The sequence below is a fragment of the Chthoniobacterales bacterium genome (assembly GCA_018883245.1).
Classification (GTDB): Bacteria; Verrucomicrobiota; Verrucomicrobiia; order Chthoniobacterales; family JACTMZ01; genus JACTMZ01.
Genome location: VEQL01000005.1, coordinates 15,901 through 34,594, shown reverse-complemented (window position 1 = coordinate 34,594; position 18,694 = coordinate 15,901). Strand labels below are relative to the sequence as shown.

Sequence of the window (18,694 nt, the reverse complement as noted above, 5' to 3'; positions counted from 1 at the left end):
ATGCCGCCCGCCACCAACACGCCCGCGCCCGCCGACTTGCTGCCGCACGAAATCGCGGGACCCGTTTGGTGTCTGCCCTACCCGATGCCGGTCATGATTGCCGCCGGCGTGGTTGCGCTCCTTCTTCTGGCGGCTGCGGTGTGGGGATTGATCGCCTGGCGGCGGCGCCGCAACCGCCGCCCGCTCACCGCGCGAGAAAAAGCACTTGTGGCTTTGGCCAAGGCCCGCGAACAGGCCGCGCAAACCCCGCCTTACGAGTTCAGCATCGAGGTGTGCGACGTGCTGCGAAATTTTCTCGCGGGCGAGCATCAATTGCCCGCCACGACCCAGACGTCCTACGAGTTCCTGCAGACCGCGCGCGGCAGCGGCATATTCGACGCGGAGCGGTTGGCGCACTTGACGCGGTTTCTCGACAAGGCGGACATGATCAAATTCGCCCGGGCTGCGGCCACGGGCGCCGACAATTCCGAACTCACGGAATTGGCCGAGGATCTGGTGAAAGGAGGAGCGACCGATGTCGTGGCTGCCTGATTTTTCCGCGCTTTCTTTCCAGCAGCCGAAGTTCCTCTGGCTTCTGCTGCTGATTCCCCTGGTCTCGTGGCTGAAGGGCAAGATCGGCGGGACCCCCGGGGTTTTGTTTTCGACCACGAAGACCGTGGGAAAAATCGGCGGACGCCGCCGTTCGCGCGCCGGCGATTTTCTCACCGGGCTTCTCTACTTTGCCTTGGCCTGCCTGATCCTCGCGCTGGCGCGCCCGCAACTCGGCAAAACGATCACCCGCACGCAAGCCAGCGGCGTGGACATCATGCTCGTGATCGACGTCTCGCGTTCGATGCTGGCGGAGGATTTCACCATCGGCGGCCAGCGCGCGAACCGGCTGGAGGCGATCAAGCGCGTGACCGACCAGTTCATCGCGGGGCGTCCGAACGACCGCATCGGTATCGTGGCTTTTGCCGGCAGGCCCTATCTGGTCAGCCCGCTGACTCTCGACCATGACTGGCTCACGCAAAATCTCGACCGCACGCGCATCGGTCTGGTCGAGGATGGCACCGCGATCGGGTCGGCTTTGGCCGCGGCATCCAACCGCCTGAAAGACAAGGAAGCCAAATCGAAACTCGTCGTGTTGCTCACCGACGGCGACAACAACATGGGTCGCGTCACGCCGCTCACCGCAGCCGAGGCGGCCAAGGCCTTGGGGATCAAAGTTTACACCATCGGTGCGGGGAGCCGCGGCAACGCACCGTTCCCCTTCGTCGATCCCTTCGGACGCACGGTTTACCGTCAGATCCCCGTGGAGTTCAACGAGGAAAGCCTCAAGGAAATCGCCTCCATGACCGGCGGATCGTATTTTCGCGCGACAGACACGCAGTCGCTGCAGCGCATTTTCAACGAAATCGACGAGCTGGAAAAATCGCAGGTGGAAATCCAGAAAGTCGCGCAATACCGCGACCTTTTTCCGTGGTTCGTGCTCGTCGGCGCGGTGCTGCTCGCCGCGGAAACCCTGCTCGGACAAACGATATGGAGACGTCTGCCCTGACTTTTGCCCGTCCCGCGCTTCTGCACTTCCTCTGGCTGCTGCCGCTGGTGGTCGCGCTCTACTGGTGGGCCGAACGGCGGCGTCAGGCCATGATCGGCCGCATCGTCGCTCCCAAGCTGCGCTCGCAACTTGCGGGTAGCAGCAGTCCCGCGCGCCGCTGGTTTCGCAGCGCGTGTATCCTTGGCGCGCTCGGGTTGCTCGTTGTCACCATGGCCGGTCCGCAGCTCGGCTATGACACTCTCGAGGTGCCGCACCGTGGTCGCGATGTCATCATCGCGATGGACGTCTCGCGTTCGATGCTCGCGCCGGATGTCGCGCCGTCGCGCCTCGACCGGGCGAAGCTTCTGGCCGAAGATCTCATCAGCGAACTCGGCGCCGATCGTGTCGGTCTGGTGGCGTTCGCCGGGTCCGGATTCCTGCAAGCTCCACTGACTCTCGACCATGGGGCTGTGCTCGCGGCGCTCGACGAACTGGACACCACGGTCATTCCGAAGGGTGGCACGAATATCGCGGCGGCTATTGCCACCGCCGAGGAAGCTTTCGGCAAAGCCGAAGGTTTTTCGCGCGCACTCATCATCATCTCCGATGGCGAGGAACTCGATGCCGATGGCTTGGTGGCGGCCAAACAGGCCGGTGCGGACGGAGTCCGCATTTTCACCGTGGGTGTCGGCTCTTCCGAGGGATCGGAGATCCCGCTCGGTCCGGGTGAATTCGTGCGCGATCCATCCGGCAAAGTTGTGCAGTCGCGCCTCGACGAGGCGCGGATGAAAGAAATCGCCGAGGCTGCGGGGGGATTTTACACGCCCTTGGATGACGGAGCGGCTCAGCGCCTGGCAGTGGACGGGATCGGCAAGTTGGCGGAAGCTGACATCACCATGAATTCGTCGCGTCGTCCCATCGAGCGCTACCAATGGCCGCTCGGAGCGGCGATCGCCCTGCTCGTCCTTCAAGCCTTGGTTGGCGAGCGCCGTCGCCGCCCGGCGGCCGCGGTCGCCGCCGCGGTGTGGCTTGCGTTCGCGCCCGCATCATGGGCTGCACCCATGGGCCTCGAGGCCTACGAACACGGCGATTACGAGACGGCGCGCCAGGCCTTTGAGAAGCGCCTCAAAATGGAGCCGGCCTCGCCCGACCTTCAACTCAACGCAGGCGCCGCTGCTTATCGTCTCAAGGACTACGGCAAAGCCTCCGAGTATTTCTCCCGTGCCATGCTGTCCGACGATCCCGCGCTGAGGTCGTCCGCGGAGTTCAACCTCGCTAACACCTTGTTCCGCCAAGGCGAGGGTCAGGCTGATAAAGAGAAGAAGATCACCGACTGGAAGGACGCCATCGCCAAATACGAGGCAGCGCTCAAGACGCGTCCGGATTACGTCGAGGCGAAAGAAAACAAGCAGCGTGTCGAGGAATTGCTCAAGCAGGCGGAGCAAGAGCAGAAGCAACAGGACAAAAAGAAGGACCAGCAAAAGCAGGATCAAAAGCAACAAGACCAGCAGCAGAAACAGGACCAGCAGCAGCAAGGCGGAGGCCAGGACAAGAAGGAGCAGGAGCAGCAGGGCGACCAGAAAAAAGACCAACAGCAACAGGGCGGCGGTCAGCAGAAGAAGGACGACCAGCAGCAATCGGGCGACAAAAAAGATCAGCAACAGCAGGGTGGTGGACAGCAGGAGAAAAAAGACGAGCAGCAAGGCCAGCAGCAGAAGCAGGACCAGCAGCAGCAAGGGAGCGGTCAGGATAAAAAAGAGCAGGAGCAGCAGGGCGAACAGAACAAGGACCAGCAGCAGGGCGGCAGCCAAGAGAAGAAGGACGAACAGCAGCAGTCCGGCGATGACAAGAAAGACGAGCAGAAGCAGCAAGGCTCGCAAGGCGAGAAGCAGGAAGAGCAATCCGGCGAGAAGGGCGAAGACAAGAAACCTGCCGGTGGCGGCGAGGAGGAGAAGAAAGACCAAGGCCAAAGCGGCGAGAAAAAAGAGGAGCAATCCCCGGGACAGAAGGGAGAGGAGAAAAAAGACGAAGCGCAGCAAGGTCGCGAGGGCGAACAGCGCGAAGATCAGGGTGAAGGCCAGCCCTCTGACGCCCGGCAACAGGCCGGCAACAAAGCGGGTGAAAAACCGGCGCCTGTTCCGCAGCAGTCGGGCGAAAAGAAGCAAGGCGAGATCCGCGGCGCGCAGCAAGGCGGCGAGGGCGGAAAGGAAGAGGCCGCCGCGATTGCCGAAGCGCAGGCGGAGGCCGAGGGCCGGATGAGCGAATCTCAGGCGCGGGCTTTGTTGCGTTCATTGCAGAACGAGGAGGAACAAGTGCAGCTTCTCGAACGACGGAACTTTCAGGATGTCTCAAGAGACTGGTAGTATGCAGGTGCCAATGAGTTTTTCATTCCGTCACGGCGTCATGCTGGCTGCCGCGGTTTACCTGGCGTTCGCGTCCGCTTCGCGGGCCGAGGTGGTGACAAGTTTGAGTTCGCAAGTGGGCCAAGTCGGCGTGCCGCTCCAGTTGCAATACCAGTTCATCAATGTCGATCCGCCTCAAGATATGCCGCGCTCGCTCATGGTGCCGGGGCTCGAGATCCGGCTGACCGGCACCTCGCGCCGCGTGGAAATGGTGAATTTCCAGACTGCCTCCGCGATGATCTACGCTTACACGGTCATTCCGAACCAGCCCGGCAATTTCACGATCCCGGGATTTGCCGTCCAGGCCGGCGGAAAGCAGGTGCGAACGGATTCGGTCAATCTGCGGGTGACAGGGCCGGGCGGATCCATGCCACCCGCGCCTTCGCTTCCCGCGCGGCCGCCGCAAACCGGAAACCCGCCGTCCAATCTTTCCCCGCCTTCTTTGCCTGCGCAGCCGCAGGCACCCGCACCTGGACGCTCCGCGCCGCGCGGTCCGGACGGCGAGCCCGCCGCCTATTTCGGGGAGATCGTGATGGGTGCCAAATCGGCCTATGTCGGCGAAGTGGTGCCGGTCGAACTGCGGTTCTATTTCCGCGCCGACAGCCAATTTGACAATTTGCAGCGTCCGAGTTTTGGCGGCGACGGTTTCACCGCGGCGCCCCTCACCGAACCGGAGCAGACCGAGCAATACATCGACGATGTCCCCTACAACATCGTGACTTTCCGCAGCGCGATCACGCCGGTGAAGTCGGGTGAAATCGAAATTCCTGCGGCCATGATGGAGGGGCGGATGATGTCCGCCGGCGCGCCGTCCGGCATGGACCCGTTTTTCGACCAATTTTTCCAGAACATCCCGATGCCGGGCTTCGGCCGGGCGGAGAATATCCAGGCACGCACCAATCCGCGCAAGATCGAGGTGCTGCCGTTGCCGAAGGAAGGACGTCCTGAAAATTTCAGCGGGGCGATCGGTCAATTCACCATCGACGCTTCCGCTACGCCGCGGACGGTGAAGGCCGGCGAACCTGTCACTCTCGCGCTTGCGGTCGAGGGACGCGGCAACTTCGACGCCATTTCCCCGCCCGCGCTGACGGGGACGGACGGATGGCGCACTTACGCGCCAAAGGAAAGCTTCAAGGGTGCCGATGCCATCGGCTACGGTGGAACGAAGACGTTCGAGGTCAGCATGGTGGCGCGCACCGACCAGACCTCAACGCCAGGCGCGGAGTTTTCTTATTTCGATCCGCTGAAGAAAAAATACGTCACGCTCAAGACCGAGCCGGTGGCTGTGACTGCCGCGGGCGGGGGGGCGAAAGCCGGCGAGTCGTCAGACGCCAAAACGGCCGCGCAGACGCCGTCACGCGAGGACGAGGCGTTGCCTGCCGCTCAGGGAGCGGGTGTTCCCGACATTGCCGCACCGGCCACGACCCTCTCGCGTCATGCTCCATCCTTCGAGCCATGGCTCACGCGTCCGTGGTTCCGCATCGTCAACATTGCCGTGCTGGCCGCTTTGCTTATTTCCGTCCCCTGGCTTGTCTGGATACGCCGGCGTGCGATGAAAAGCGAGCGCACCGCCGGCCTCGAGGCCGCGCTGCGGTCGGCCCGTGGCAATCTGCAGAAGGCCGCGACGCGGCCGGAATTCTACGGTGCAGCAGCACAGTTTGTTCAATCGCAGCTCGCCCTGTGGGACGACAAACCAGCCGGCTTGATCGATGCCGCGGAAGCTCTGGCGCGCCGTGTGCCGGATCCCGAGATCCGCCGGGAATTGGAATCCGTGCTCGCCCGCTGCGACGAACTGAAGTATGGCGGCGGCGGCAGCAATGCCCTCGAAGCGCACGAAAAGCGCCGCGTCGTCGAATTGCTGGAAAAATTTTCCTCGAACCATGTTTAGAAAACTTTTCTTTTTTGCCTTCCTCGTTCTGTGCGCCGCCGGTGCATCCGCGCAGCCCGCTGATGAAAGCGCGACTTTCGAGGAGGCCAACCGTTCCTACGCGCAAGGTGATTACGGTGCGGCGCGCGACGGATACGAGAAGCTCGTCAAAGCCGGAACGTCGAACCCTTCGGTTTTTCTCAACCTCGGTCATGCAGAATACCGTTTGGGCAACGAGGTGCCCGCAGCGATCAACTACCGCCGTGCCTTGGCCCTAGATCCCGGAAACTCCGCCGCGCGTGCCAGCCTCGAACATGTGATGTCCGCCCTCGGCGTGCCCGCCCCGGGTCTCGGCGCCGCGGAAATCGCCGGACGCTACATATCGTTCGATCTTCTTGTTCTGCTCGGAAGCCTGCTCTTCTGGCTCGGAATCATCGCTGTGGTGTTCGCGGTTTTTTCCGTGCGCCGCAAAACGGGTCTGGCAGTGGCGGGAGCATTCGTTGCCGTGCTGGGTGCAACCGCGGTGGCGGTGGCATGGGCCGGGGATTCGCGCATCGCATTGTCCCAAAGCTCCATCGTGACCGCGGATGCGGTGGACGCTCGCAGCGCACCGGCGGACAACGGACAAAAATTGGCCGACTTGCCGCGCGGCACGCCTGTGCGCGTGCTGGCGGTGCGCGACAATTGGTCCCTGGTTCGTTTGCCGCTCGGGGTGGATGGCTGGGTGCGCAGTTCCTCCCTCGAACCGATTTTTCCGGGTGCGCTGCCCGCGTCACGGTGACCGCGCGCCTTGTCTGCGCGGCTCTGTGTTTTGCCTTCATTGACGCGGCCCGTGCCGGTTGGCGCGAAGAAGTCGCGGCTCTGCGCGCCGGGGAATTTGCGCCACCTGCCGACTTAACCGCGCGCTACGTGTTCGGTTGGGGCGGGATCGAGGCGGCGGCTGCCGATGTGCAGCTCCGGCGCGAGGGAGCTGTCTGGAAAGCGATGGTGCGAGGCGGGACAACCGGGGCGGCAAGGCGCCTGTGGCAATTGGATGCCGATTACGAGGCTGTGACGCAAAGCGAAGATTGGCGTTCGCTTTCTTCTTTCCTCGCCGAGCGATACCGGCGCTACCGCGTGGAAGAGGTTTGCGAATTCCGCGGCGGCGGAGTCAGGTCGCTGCGGTGGAACACGAAGGCGGACGCCGGAAAGCCGGAGTGGATGAACTTCTACGTCCCCGGCCTGCGCGACATGGCCGGGGCGATGCTGCTTGCCCGCAGTCAGCCGTTGAACGACGGCGACTTGCTCCATCTTGCCGTCTTTCCGGGGGAATGGATGTATCTCGTGCGAGCGAAGGTGGAGGGGCGGGAATCACTGCCTTGGCAAGGCGAGCAAAGAAAAGTGATCCGCCTTTCGCTGGACATCGACTGGATCGGCAAGGATTTCACCCTGCAGCCGCATCGAAAGTTCAAACGTGGCACTGTGTGGGTGAGCGACGACGAAGTTCGCATGCCTCTGCGCATCGAGGTGAAAGTGTTCGTCGGCGCCGTTTTCGCGGAACTCCAATCTCTGAAAATGCATTGAAAAACGACGCGCCCCGGTCACCCGGGGCGCGCATGTGATTTTGCTTTGCAGACGGCTCAGCAGCAGCCGGCCTTGCAGTCACAGGGGCAGCATTTGCCGCCGCAGTCAGTGCACTTGCAGGCCGGTTTCGCCGTGGCTGTGAATGCCAAGGCGACAACCGCGAGAGCTGCGAAGATGATATTTTTCATTTTGAGTTTCTCCGTTGAGGTTTCGTTCACCCTCCGTCCGCAAGGACGGAGGCCGGCGTCGGGGCAGGATCAGGCGCGCGGGGGTGGAACGGGTGGGCGGGCGTTGCGTGCGGCGGCGGTCTCATCAAGAATGTGCCGCGACAAGGCGCGCGAGAACTCCGGCGGGAACACTTCCGGGGCTCCCGGCAGGAGCCCGGTGGTTTGAGAGGAGGCAATGCAGGCGACAGGGCAACCGCATGCGGGCGCACAGCCCTCCGCCGCCGCGGATTTGGGCCCGTTGCAGCACGGCATGTCGCAGGGTTCCGATGCGGCTTGGGCAGACGGGAAAAGACCCGAAGCCGGGGCCAGAGACACGAATGCCATCGGCACCAAAAGCAAAAGCAGGAGCACTGCCCTCATGGCGGAAAATTAACATCCCGCGGTGCCATGTCAAACGGCGCCCGCTGTTCTCAGTGCAGGAAAAACCAACCCACGAAAATCAAGATGGGCAAGAGCACGGGAAGGCTGAATCGCAGCACGTATCCGAAGAACGACGGCGTCTCGACTTTGGCGTGCTGCGCGATGGCTTTGACCATGAAATTCGGTCCGTTGCCTATGTAGGTGGCGGCACCGAAGAAGACCGCGCCGAGGCTGATGGCCTCCAGCGTGTGCGCGTGGCTTGCGGCAAAAGCGGCCACTTCGGACGGGTTGGATATGCCCAGTCCCTGCTGTCCGAGTGCCGCGGCGAGGAAGGTGAGATAAGTCGGCGCGTTGTCGAGGAAAGCGGAGAGCACGCCGGTGAAAGCGTAGAACTGGATCGGCGAGGAAACGCCGAGCGCATCGGAGTGAATCTGCAAGTAATCCAGAGCAGGAACCATCGTGCCGAAAATGCCGAAGAAAAGCCATGCGACCTCGTTCATGGGGTGCAGATTGAACCGGTTTCTTTCATGCACCAGCTTCGGCGTGGCATACCAAGACGCCAGAGCCGCGATCACCATGACGATTTCACGCCACGGCGAAGGAGCGAACACGGCGCACAGTATCACGGCGATGAAGAAAAAATTGCGTTTCCCGTCGATCCGGAATTCCTCTTGGGCCGTTTCCAATTCGCGCACCGCTTCCGGAGCGCGCGCGAAATTCCGCCGGTCCAGCACGTAAAACACGGCCAGCAGGCATCCGACTGTCACAAGCCACGGCAAGAAAAGGTGCTCCGCAGTCCAGAAAAACGGCACGCCTTTGAGGTAGCCGAGGAAGAGCGGGGGATCGCCGATCGGCGTGAGGCAGCCGCCGGCGTTGCTGACGATAAAAATGAAAAACACCACATGGAACGCGGTGATGCGGTATTTGTTCATGCGGATCCACGGGCGGATCATCAGCATCGAGGCGCCTGTGGTGCCGATGAAGTTCGACAAGACAGCACCGATGGCCAGATAGATCACGTTGCGCGCCGGCGTCGCCTCGCCGCGCACGGCGATGTGGATCCCGCCGGCCACGACAAAAAGAGATCCGATGAGGGCGATGAAGCTGATGTATTCATGCGCGACCTCCGCCAGCCGCGGGCCTTGGCCGAGCACGAAAAGGTAGTAAGACGCGGTGAAGGATCCGAGGGCCACGGCGATTTTGGGATAGTTGTGCTCCCACCAATGCGCGTGGATGAACGGCATCAGCGCGATGGAAAGAAGCATGAGGATGAACGGGAGGATCATCCACGGATTCGGCTCGATGGGTGCGGTTGTCGCCGCGGCGGCAAGTAAGAACACGCGAGGTTTGTGGGCGAAGGATGCGCGCCCCTCAAGTCCAAATCCTCCGCCTCAACCGCAAAGCAAGTCGCAGAGGGCGAAGACGCGCGGGTCGGTGATTTCGTAGCGCACGCTGTTGCCCGCGCGCCGCGGAGCCGCGACGCGCGCTTCGCGCAGGACGCGCAGGTGCTTGGAAGTGTTCGCCTGCTTGAGGCGGCAGGAACGCTGTATCTCGCCTACGCTGCGTGGTCCGCGACGCAGGCACTGGAGGATGCGCAGGCGCACGGGGTCGGCGAGGACGGCAAAAAGGGCCGCGATGCGGGCGAGTTGGCGCGGTGTGGGCGGACGCATTTTTCGCTTCCTATTTATTACCGGTGGGTAATATTGCAAGCCTATGATCTACGCGAAACTTTTGCGCGGCGCGCTGGTTGCGGTCCTGCTTATTTCAGGATGCGGGGACAGGAGCGGTGAATCCGCCGCACCTGCCGGGGCGCAGCCGCCGGTGAGCGTGGCGGTGACCGATGCGGCGCAGCGGCCTGTGTGGGATGAGGAAGAGGTGGTGGGAACGGTCGGCGCGGCGCAGCGCGCCGTGCTGTCGGCCAAAATCACCGGGGTGATCGATTCTGTCGACAAGGCGCCGGGCGCTCAGGTCCAACGCGGCACGGTCTTGGCGACCATCGATGCCCGGGAGATCAAAGCCAGGCTCGACTCGGCAGTTGCCGCGCAAGAGCAGGCGCAGAGGGAGTTTGCCCGCATCGAGCGGCTGCTGCAAAGCGGGTCATCCACCCGCCAGGAATTCGATGCGGCGACCACGCGTTTGCGCACCGCGGACGCGGCGCTGGTCGAGGCGCGCACCATGTTGCAATACACGGCGATCACCGCGCCTTTCGACGGGGTGGTCACGCGCAAAATGGCTGAAGTAGGGGACCTTGCCACTCCGGGGAAACCTCTTTTCGAGATGGAGAACTCCTCGCTCCTCCGGTTCGAATGCGAGGTTCCCGAGGCTCTGATCGACCGCGTGGCCATGGGAGCCGGATTGCCGGTGCTCGTGGATGCGGCGGGTGCCGAGCTTGCCGGCAAGGTTTCCGAAATCGCGCCTTCCGCCTCGGCGGGCACCCGCACGTTCCTTGTGAAACTGGATCTTCCGCCGGCCGAAAAACTGCGCGCCGGGCAGTTCGGGCGCGTGCGAGTTCCGGTGCGGGAGCGCCCGGCCGTCCTTGTTCCTGCTGGTGCGATTGTCCGTCGCGGGCAGATCGAAAGTGTCTTTGTTGTGCAGGACGGCGTGGCGCGGTTGCGGTTGGTCAAGACCGGAAGGAAAATGAACGGCGAGGTGGAAATTCTCGGCGGTTTGTCCGGCGGTGAAAGCTTGGTAGCGCAAGACGCCCAGCTTTTGACCGACGGAGCCGCGGTGGAGGCGGTGAAGTGAGCGGGCAAGAACCGGACAAAGTCGAAATGGTTTCCGACGGCGCGGCCGGACGGGTCGCGCGGATGTTTGTGGATAGCAAGCTGACGCCGCTGCTTATCGTGGCCTCGGTCCTGCTCGGCCTGGCGGCCGTGATCCTGCTTCCTCGCGAGGAAGAGCCGCAGATCAAGGTGCCGATGATCGACGTGATGGTGTCGATGCCGGGAGCCAGCGCGCGCGAGGTGGCCGAGCGGGTGACCCGTCCGATGGAGCAGCTCCTCTGGGAAATCCCGGGCGTGGAATACGTCTATTCGACCTCGCGGCCGGCCGAGAGTCTGGTGATCGTGCGTTTCAAGGTCGGATCCGATCTCGAGGACAGCATTGTCAAACTCAACCAGAAACTGCAGACCAACTTTGATCGCATCCCGCACGGGGTGTCGGTGCCCCTGATCAAGCCGCGGACGATCGACGACGTCCCGATTCTCGCGCTCACCCTGCACAGCGCGGTGCAGGGTCCGATGGAATTGCGGCGACTTGCCGCGGAATTGCAGGATGCAGTGAAACAGATCCCGCAGGTGGCGGAGACGAAGCTGATCGGCGGGCTGCGGCGCCAGATCCGCGTGCTGCTCGATCCGGTGCGCATGGCGTCGCGCGGGATCAGTCCGGCGGGCATCGTGCCCATGTTGCAGCAAAGCAACCGCCAGACTCTGGCTGGCGGCATCACCTCGGAAAACCGCACGGTGCTCATCGAGTCCGGCGGGTTCATCGGAGACGCCGCCGAGGCGGGGCAGGTGGTGGTCGGGGTTTACGAGGGACGTCCGGTTTACCTTCGTGACGTTGCCGAGATTGTGGACGGACCCGAGGAACCCCGGGCCTATGTTTACCAGGCTTCGCGCGGGCAAGGGATCGAGCCTGCCGTCACTCTCAGTGTGGCCAAGCAACCCGGTGCGAACGCGGTCGATGTCGTTCACGCGGTGATGCGCAAAACGGACGAACTGCGTGGCAGGATCCTGCCGTCAGACGTCGAGGTGACCGTGACCCGCGATTATGGCGAGACGGCGGCGGAGAAATCGAACGAGCTTCTTTTCCACATGGCCATCGCGGTGGTCAGCGTGTCGCTGCTGGTCATGTTCGTGCTCGGTTGGCGCGAGTCGCTGGTGGTGGCCATCGCGATTCCCACCACGCTCGCGCTGACGCTGCTGGTTTTCTACCTCTACGGCTACACGCTGAATCGCATCACGCTTTTCGCGCTGATTTTTTCCATAGGCATTCTCGTCGATGACGCGATTGTCGTGGTGGAAAACGTGGTGCGGCATTACCGCATGCCCGGGAACCGCGCGCGCAATCTGAGCGAGGTTGCCGTCGAGGCGGTTGCCGAGGTGGGCAACCCGACGATTCTCGCCACGCTCGCGGTCATCGCGGCGATTTTGCCGATGGCCTTCGTCAGCGGGCTGATGGGACCTTACATGCGTCCCATTCCCATCGGTTCGAGCGCGGCGATGTTCTGGTCGCTGCTCATCGCGTTCATCGTCACGCCGTGGGCGGCGCGCCGGATGCTGGCGCGCGAAGTCGAGGTGCATCACGGGGAAGGGGAAAAGGAGGGCAGGTTCACGCTGCTTTACCGGCGGTGGATGGGGCATCTCATCCACGACGCGAAATGGCGTTGGGCGTTCCTTGCGGCCATCGTCGGGCTTCTGCTGGCCTCGTTCGCCCTTGTTCCGCTCGGCTTCGTGAAGGTGAAAATGCTGCCCTTCGACAACAAGAGCGAGTTCCAGGTGATCCTCAACATGCCGGAGGACAGTTCCCTCGAGCAGACGGCGGCCGTGGCTCGCGAGATGGCCGATGCGTTGCTGCCGGAGAAGGAAGTGCGCGACGTGCAGATTTATGCGGGCACCTCATCGCCGTTCAATTTCAACGGTCTTGTCCGTCACTATTTCATGCGCTCCGGGCCGTCGGTCGCGGACTTGCAGGTCAATCTGCTCCCGCGCCACGAACGGAAAGTGCAAAGCCACGACATAGCCAAACGGGTGCGTCCGCGCTTGGCGGAGATCGCGAAAAAACACAACGCGCGGCTCGCAGTGGCCGAAGTCCCCCCCGGGCCGCCGGTGCTGCAGACCTTGGTGGCCGAGATTTACGGTCCGGATGACGCCTCGCGTCTCAAGCTGGCCGCGGAGGTGAAGAAAATTTTCGAGGAGACCGCGGGGGTGGTTGACGTGGATTGGTATGTCGAGGCCGACCAGCCCAAAGCGCGCTTCGTCGTGGACAAGGAAAAAGCGGCGCTCAACGGAATCAGTGCGGACACCATTTCCCGCACGCTGGCGATCGCGACGCGGGGCCAATCGGTCGATCTCATCCACCAGCCGCGCGAGAAAGAGGACGTGAATATTTTTCTCGAGCTGCCCAATCGCGAAAAGTCGTCGCCGGAGCAGCTGCTCTCGCTGCGCGTGCGGTCGGGCGACGCCAACGCTCTGCCCGAGCCGGGTTCGGGCGGCACCGCTCCGCTCGTTCCCCTGCGCGAACTCGTTCGCGTGGACAAAATGCACGAGGACAAAAGCATCTATCACAAAAACCTCATGCCCGTGGTTTACGTGATGGCCGACGTCGCAGGGGAAGTGGAGAGTCCGGTTTACGCGATCCTCGAAATGAACAAGCGCCTGGCCGGGTTGGACGCGTCGGACTTCGGCGGCGCGAAGGGCGGGGTGGAAATCTACAACGCGACGATCCCGTTCACCGATTTCCAGCCGGCGCTGAAATGGGATGGCGAGTGGCACATCACGATCGAGGTCTTTCGCGATCTCGGTTTGGCCTTCGCCGCCGTGCTGGTCCTCATCTACCTCCTCATGGTCGGGTGGTTCGGGTCCTTCATCACGCCGCTGGTGGTCATGGCGGCCATCCCGTTCTCGCTGGTCGGGATCCTTCCGGCGCACGGGCTTATGGGCGCGTTTTTCAGCGCGCCCTCGATGATCGGTTTCATGGCCGGCGCCGGTATTGTCGTTCGCAATTCGATCATTCTTGTCGATTTCATCCAGTTGCGGCGCGCGCAGGGCATGCCGCTCGACCAAGCGGTGATCGACGCGGGTGCGGTGCGGTTCCGTCCGATGCTGCTCACCGCGATGGCGGTCGTGGTCGGCGCAGGCGTGATTTTGTTCGACCCGATTTTCCAGGGCTTGGCGATTTCGCTCATGGCCGGCGAGATCGCGTCCCTGCTGCTCAGCCGCATGGCGGTGCCGGTGCTCTTCTTTCTGGCCAACCGTCGGGGCGAAGAGCGTTGAGCGGTCGCCGGAGCGCGGCTATAAAGCCCCTATGAGGATTCTTGTCACGGGCGGTGCGGGTTACATCGGGAGCATTTGCGTGGAGGAAATGCTGAACCGCGGGCACGAGGTCGCCGTCCTGGACAATCTCACCGAGGGTCACCGAGCGGCAGTCGATCCGCGGGCGACTTTTTACCATGCCGACCTGGCGGATCGCGTGGCGGTCGGGTTGGCCGTGGGGGAGTTCGCACCGGAGGCAGTGATGCACTTCGCCGCCAACGCGCTGGTCGGCGAGTCCATGACCAATCCGTCGAAATATTTCCGCAACAACGTGGCCAGCGGGATCAACCTCCTCGATGCGATGGTCGAGCACGGGGTAAAGCGCTTCGTTTTCTCTTCGACCTGCGCCACCTTCGGCATCCCGGAGAAGATGCCGATCGACGAATCACTGCCGCAGCGGCCGATCAATCCTTACGGGGAATCCAAGCTGCTGTTCGAAAAAATCCTCCGCTGGTATGACGAGATCCACGGGTTGCGTTTCACGGCGCTGCGGTATTTCAATGCCGCCGGGGCCTCGGAAAAATTCGGCGAGGATCATCGCATCGAGACGCACCTCATCCCCAACATTCTGAAGGTCGCGCTCGGTCAAAAAGACGCCGTCGAGATCTACGGCACAGATTACGAGACGCCCGATGGAACGTGCATCCGCGACTACATCCACATCCTCGACTTGGCGGACGCGCACATCCGCGCCCTGGACCGAGCGCAGAGCGGATTTTACAACTTGGGAACGGGGGGCGGAACTTCCGTGAAAGAAGTGATCGACTGCTGCCGGCGCGTGACCGGACGCGAGATCAAGGCCGTTGAAAAGCCGCGCCGCCCCGGGGATCCGCCGCGCCTCATTGCCTCCTCCGACAAGATCCGCTCCGAGTTGGGCTGGCAGCCGAAATTCCAGGATATCGAAGCCATAGTGCGCAGCGCCTGGGCCTGGCATGTGAAAAATCCCGGCGGCTACGGGGATTGAACCGGTCAAATCCGGGGTCCGGGGCCAACATTTGATTGGATTCGGCGGGGCGGCTTTTTAATCTGCATGGCTCATGCGCAAACCCGCCGTAGCTTTGCTCGCCGTCCTTTGGACCGGGTCCTTGGCGCTGGGCCAATTCGGAAGCTTCACAGATGTGCCCGTTGAAATCCGGTCGGATGGCGAGACGCGCTTCGACGGCGGCGTCGCGGTGGCGGAGAACAACGTGCAAATCCATTTCCGCGGCACGGACATTTATTGCGACTACGCGGAATACAACCCCGAGACCCGCGAGGTGCTGCTCGTCGGCAACATCCGCATCTACAACGAGGGCCAGATCCTCAACGGGCAGCGCGCGGTTTACAATCTGGAGAAGCGGCAGGTCACCGCGCTGGATTTCGAAGGCGGCGACCAGATCTACAAGTTCCGTGCGGTCAGCCTGCGGGCTCCGAGCTTGAAGCAATTCCAGGCGAGCACGCTCTCGCTCACCACCAGCGACAATTCCCAGCCGGACTACCACATCAAGGCGAAGGGTGCGCGCATCTATCCCGACGATCGCGTGATTCTGACCAATGCCGCGCTCTATGTCGGGCAGACGCCCGTGTTCTGGTTTCCCTACCTCTACGCGCCGCTCGGCAAGGCGGGCTGGGACATCCAACCCGGCTACAATTCCACCTGGGGCGCTTTCTTCTTGCTGGGCTACCGGTTCCCGGTGACCGACAAAATCGATGCTTTGGCGCGCTTCGATTACCGCACCGAGCGTGGCGTGGCATTCGGCATCGACACTTCGGGGAAATACGGGCCGAACGACACGAGCAACGGCCGCTTCCGCGCCTACTACGCCAACGACATCAATCCCGGCAACAACGACACGGCCTATCCGCGCACGGACCCGCCGGGCAACGACCGCTGGATTGTTTCCTTCCAGAACCGTCTCGTTGTCAACGAGGACATCTACGCCACGACGGACATCAACAGCATCAGCGACCAGTATTTCCTGCAGGACTTTTTTCCCGGCGAATTCGTCATGGACCCGCAGCCCGACAGCAACAGCTCGTTCAACTGGCTGACCGAAAATTTCCAGGTGAATCTTCTTGTCCGCTGGCAGATGAACAACTGGCAGGAGGTCACTTCGCGCCTACCCGAGCTGAGCTGGACTGCCAAGCAGACGCCGCTTTTCGGACTGCCGATCTTCTACGACGGTTCGACCAGGGCCGGTTGGTTGCAGCGCAACTTTCCCTCCGGCGACACGCCGAGCTACATCACGCAGTTGCAAGATGCCGTCTTCAATCCCGGCGTCCTGAGCAACACCGCCGGACTAGAGAACTATTCCGCTTTCCGCTTCGACACGTTCCATCAACTGTCTTTCCCGCAGACTTACTTCGGGTGGCTTTCGCTGACGCCTCGCGTCGGATTCCGCGGCACTTACTACAGCCGCACGGGGAATTCGGACACGCTGTCACCGGACTACATCGGTTACACCGGAGAATACAACAACGGCACGTTCCGCCCGATCGTCAACGCCGGCATCGAGGCCTCGTTCAAGCTCTCGGCGAAGTTCGAGCAGGTCCAATCGACCCTCCTCGGGCTGGACGGGCTGATGCATGTCATCCAGCCGTTTGCCAATTACGCGTGGGTGCAGAACATGGGTCTCGCGCCCGAAGAAATACTCCAGTTCGACCGCGTGGTGCCTTCGTCCATACTGCCCTCGCTCAACTTTCCGCAATTCTCCATGATCGACGGCATTGCGTCTTCCAACCTGCTCCGCCTTGGCGTGCACAACCGGCTGATCACGCGCCGCGACGACGGCAACCACGAGTGGTTCACGCTCGACACGTTTTTCGACGTGAATTTCGAAAATCCTTACCTCGACGACCCCGGGCAATTTTCCAACATCTACAACAACGTGGCATTCTCGCCCGTCCCTTGGTTCACCGTCGGTGCTCAGACACAGTTGCCCTTGTCGGCCGTTTCGAGCGGCGGGTTCACCGATTTGAATTCCTACATCAACTGGCAGCCGGTCCCGGATTTTTCCTTCTTCGTCGCGCAGCGCTATATCCAGAACAGCCCGTATTTCCAGAACGACAGCCAGGCAACGGTGGGCGGCTACTGGCGCATCAATGACAACTGGGCTGTGAGCGCGTCCACCCGCTACGATGTGACCTACGGTTCATGGGACGTGCAGCGCTACATGGTGCATCGCGACCTCAGTTCCTGGCTCGTTTCCGCGGGCTTTCTGGTCACCGACAACCGCGCTACCTACGGGGGCCAGACCAGCGGCGAGGTCGGCGTGGGCCTCCTTCTCATGATCACCCTCAAGGACGCACCGAAGGTCAACCTCCCGCTGGCCTTCGATGTGCTTGGCAACCAGCAGCAGGGCCAGCAATATTGATCATCCCGCAGTCCGATCCACGATCGGCAAAGCGCATTGAATTTTCCCATGAGCAAACCATCCGTCAAACTCGCCATCATCGGCTCGGGCTACGTCGGCCTCGTCACCGGAGCCTGCTTCGCCGAGGTCGGTCACAACGTCATCTGCGTTGACAATGACCCGCGCAAACTCGAGTCCCTCCGCGCGGGTAAAATTCCGATCTACGAACCGGGCCTCGAGGAGCTGGTCCACCGCAACGTTGCTGCCAAACGACTGCATTTCACCGGGGACATCGGCGAGGCCGTTGCGGATTCGCATGTGGTGTTTATCGCCGTGCCGACGCCCCCGCAACCCGACGGCAGCGTGGATCTTTCCTTCATCGAGCAGGTCGCCCGCGAGATTGCCGGGGTGCTCAAGGAATACCGTGTCATCGTGGACAAAAGCACGGTGCCGGTGAAAACCGGCGAAAAAGTGGCCGATACCATCCGCCGCTACAACAAGCACAAGGCGGAGTTCGACGTGGTGAGCAACCCCGAATTCCTGCGCGAAGGCTGCGCGGTCGGCGACCTCATGAACCCCGACCGCATCGTCATCGGTGCGGCCAGCGAGCGCGCGGTCAGCCTGATGCAGCAGATTTACGAGCCGTTCAAGGCCCCCGTGCTCGTCACCGACATCAACAGCGCCGAGTTGATCAAGCACGCTGCCAATTCCTTCCTCGCGCTGAAAATTTCCTACATCAACGCCGTGGCGGCCATCTGCGAGGCCAGCGGCGCGGACGTGGAAATGGTGGCCGACGGCATCGGTCTGGACAAACGCATCGGCCGGAACTTCCTCAACGCCGGCATCGGTTACGGCGGCTCTTGTTTCCCGAAGGATATCGCCGCGTTCATCGCCATCAGCGACGACCTCGGCGTTTCTTTCAACCTGCTGAAAGAGGTCCAGCGCATCAACCGCGAGGCGCGGGCCCGGTTCATCAAAAAAATCCGCGAGGCTCTCTGGGTGTTGCGCGACAAGAAGATCGCCGTCTGGGGCCTGACCTTCAAACCGGACACCGACGACGTGCGCTCCTCGGTGGCGATCGATGTGGTGAACGATCTTCTGGCTGAAGGCGCGAAAGTCCGCGTTTACGATCCCAAGGGCGCGGAGAAAGCGCGTGAATTCAAGCTTATCGAGGGCGCGGAATTCGCCGGATCAGCCATGGATGCGGTCAAAGATGCCGAGGCCCTCGTCATTGCCACCGAGTGGGATGAGTTCCGCGGGATCGATCTCGGTGCGGTCAAGGAAGCCATGCACACGCCGCTGGTTTTCGACGGCCGCAATCTTTTTGATCCACGCACGATGAAGGAACTCGGCTTCCGCTATTCCGGCATCGGCCGCACGGCCTGATCCGCCTGC

General features: G+C 62.3%; 13 protein-coding genes. 11 read left to right on the top strand and 2 right to left on the bottom strand.

Translation table 11 applies throughout. The features are described from left to right. Genes FGM15_02955 through FGM15_02930 form a run of 6 tightly spaced genes read left to right on the top strand, consistent with a single transcriptional unit; the run spans nt 1 to nt 7,348 of the window. On the top strand, nt 1-531 hold the full coding sequence (locus FGM15_02955; GenBank protein MBU3664823.1) for a DUF4381 family protein: 531 nt from the start codon (nt 1-3) through the stop codon (nt 529-531). Then, nucleotides 515-1,537 carry a VWA domain-containing protein gene (locus tag FGM15_02950; protein ID MBU3664822.1) on the top strand — a complete coding sequence of 341 codons (1,023 nt, stop codon included), beginning with the start codon at nt 515-517 and terminating at the stop codon, nt 1,535-1,537. The genes FGM15_02955 and FGM15_02950 overlap by 17 nt, the downstream gene beginning before the upstream one ends. After that, entirely contained in the window at nt 1,519-3,879 is a 2,361-nt protein-coding gene (locus tag FGM15_02945) for a VWA domain-containing protein (protein ID MBU3664821.1), read from the top strand. The genes FGM15_02950 and FGM15_02945 overlap by 19 nt, the downstream gene beginning before the upstream one ends. Then, entirely contained in the window at nt 3,860-5,806 is a 1,947-nt protein-coding gene (locus FGM15_02940; protein MBU3664820.1) for a protein BatD, read from the top strand. Before FGM15_02945 ends, FGM15_02940 begins: the two co-directional genes overlap by 20 nt. Then, nucleotides 5,718-6,566, top strand: a complete 849-nt coding sequence (locus FGM15_02935; GenBank protein ID MBU3664819.1) for a hypothetical protein — start codon at nt 5,718-5,720, stop codon at nt 6,564-6,566. The genes FGM15_02940 and FGM15_02935 overlap by 89 nt, the downstream gene beginning before the upstream one ends. Continuing rightward, entirely contained in the window at nt 6,320-7,348 is a 1,029-nt protein-coding gene (locus FGM15_02930; GenBank protein MBU3664818.1) for a DUF3108 domain-containing protein, read from the top strand. The genes FGM15_02935 and FGM15_02930 overlap by 247 nt, the downstream gene beginning before the upstream one ends. Nucleotides 7,349-7,985: 637 nt before the next feature. Here the strand turns inward: FGM15_02930 and FGM15_02925 are convergent. Together FGM15_02925 and FGM15_02920 are read right to left on the bottom strand one after the other, a co-directional pair. Next, nucleotides 7,986-9,221: a sodium:proton antiporter gene (locus tag FGM15_02925; GenBank protein ID MBU3664817.1), complete on the bottom strand. Its 1,236-nt coding sequence runs from the start codon at nt 9,219-9,221 to the stop codon at nt 7,986-7,988. Nucleotides 9,222-9,326: 105 nt separating this feature from the next. Further along, nucleotides 9,327-9,605: a winged helix-turn-helix transcriptional regulator gene (locus FGM15_02920; protein MBU3664816.1), complete on the bottom strand. Its 279-nt coding sequence runs from the start codon at nt 9,603-9,605 to the stop codon at nt 9,327-9,329. Between the two features lie 43 nt (nt 9,606-9,648). On the opposite strand from FGM15_02920, the gene FGM15_02915 reads away from it, so the two are divergent. The 5 genes from FGM15_02915 to FGM15_02895 all read left to right on the top strand — a co-directional run bounded on the left by FGM15_02915 (nt 9,649) and on the right by FGM15_02895 (nt 18,685). Beyond that, a complete protein-coding gene (locus FGM15_02915) occupies nt 9,649-10,680 on the top strand; it encodes an efflux RND transporter periplasmic adaptor subunit (protein ID MBU3664815.1) in 1,032 nt (343 codons plus the stop codon). Nucleotides 10,681-10,706: 26 nt separating this feature from the next. After that, nucleotides 10,707-13,928 carry an efflux RND transporter permease subunit gene (locus FGM15_02910; GenBank protein MBU3664814.1) on the top strand — a complete coding sequence of 1,074 codons (3,222 nt, stop codon included), beginning with the start codon at nt 10,707-10,709 and terminating at the stop codon, nt 13,926-13,928. 31 nt (nt 13,929-13,959) lie between these two features. Continuing rightward, a complete protein-coding gene (gene galE / locus FGM15_02905) occupies nt 13,960-14,931 on the top strand; it encodes a UDP-glucose 4-epimerase GalE (protein ID MBU3664813.1) in 972 nt (323 codons plus the stop codon). Between the two features lie 73 nt (nt 14,932-15,004). Next, the gene (locus tag FGM15_02900; protein MBU3664812.1) at nt 15,005-17,320 is read left to right on the top strand and encodes an LPS-assembly protein LptD; all 2,316 of its coding nucleotides are present in this window, start codon (nt 15,005-15,007) and stop codon (nt 17,318-17,320) included. 48 nt (nt 17,321-17,368) lie between these two features. Next, nucleotides 17,369-18,685: a UDP-glucose/GDP-mannose dehydrogenase family protein gene (locus FGM15_02895; GenBank protein MBU3664811.1), complete on the top strand. Its 1,317-nt coding sequence runs from the start codon at nt 17,369-17,371 to the stop codon at nt 18,683-18,685. Nucleotides 18,686-18,694 lie beyond the last annotated feature (9 nt).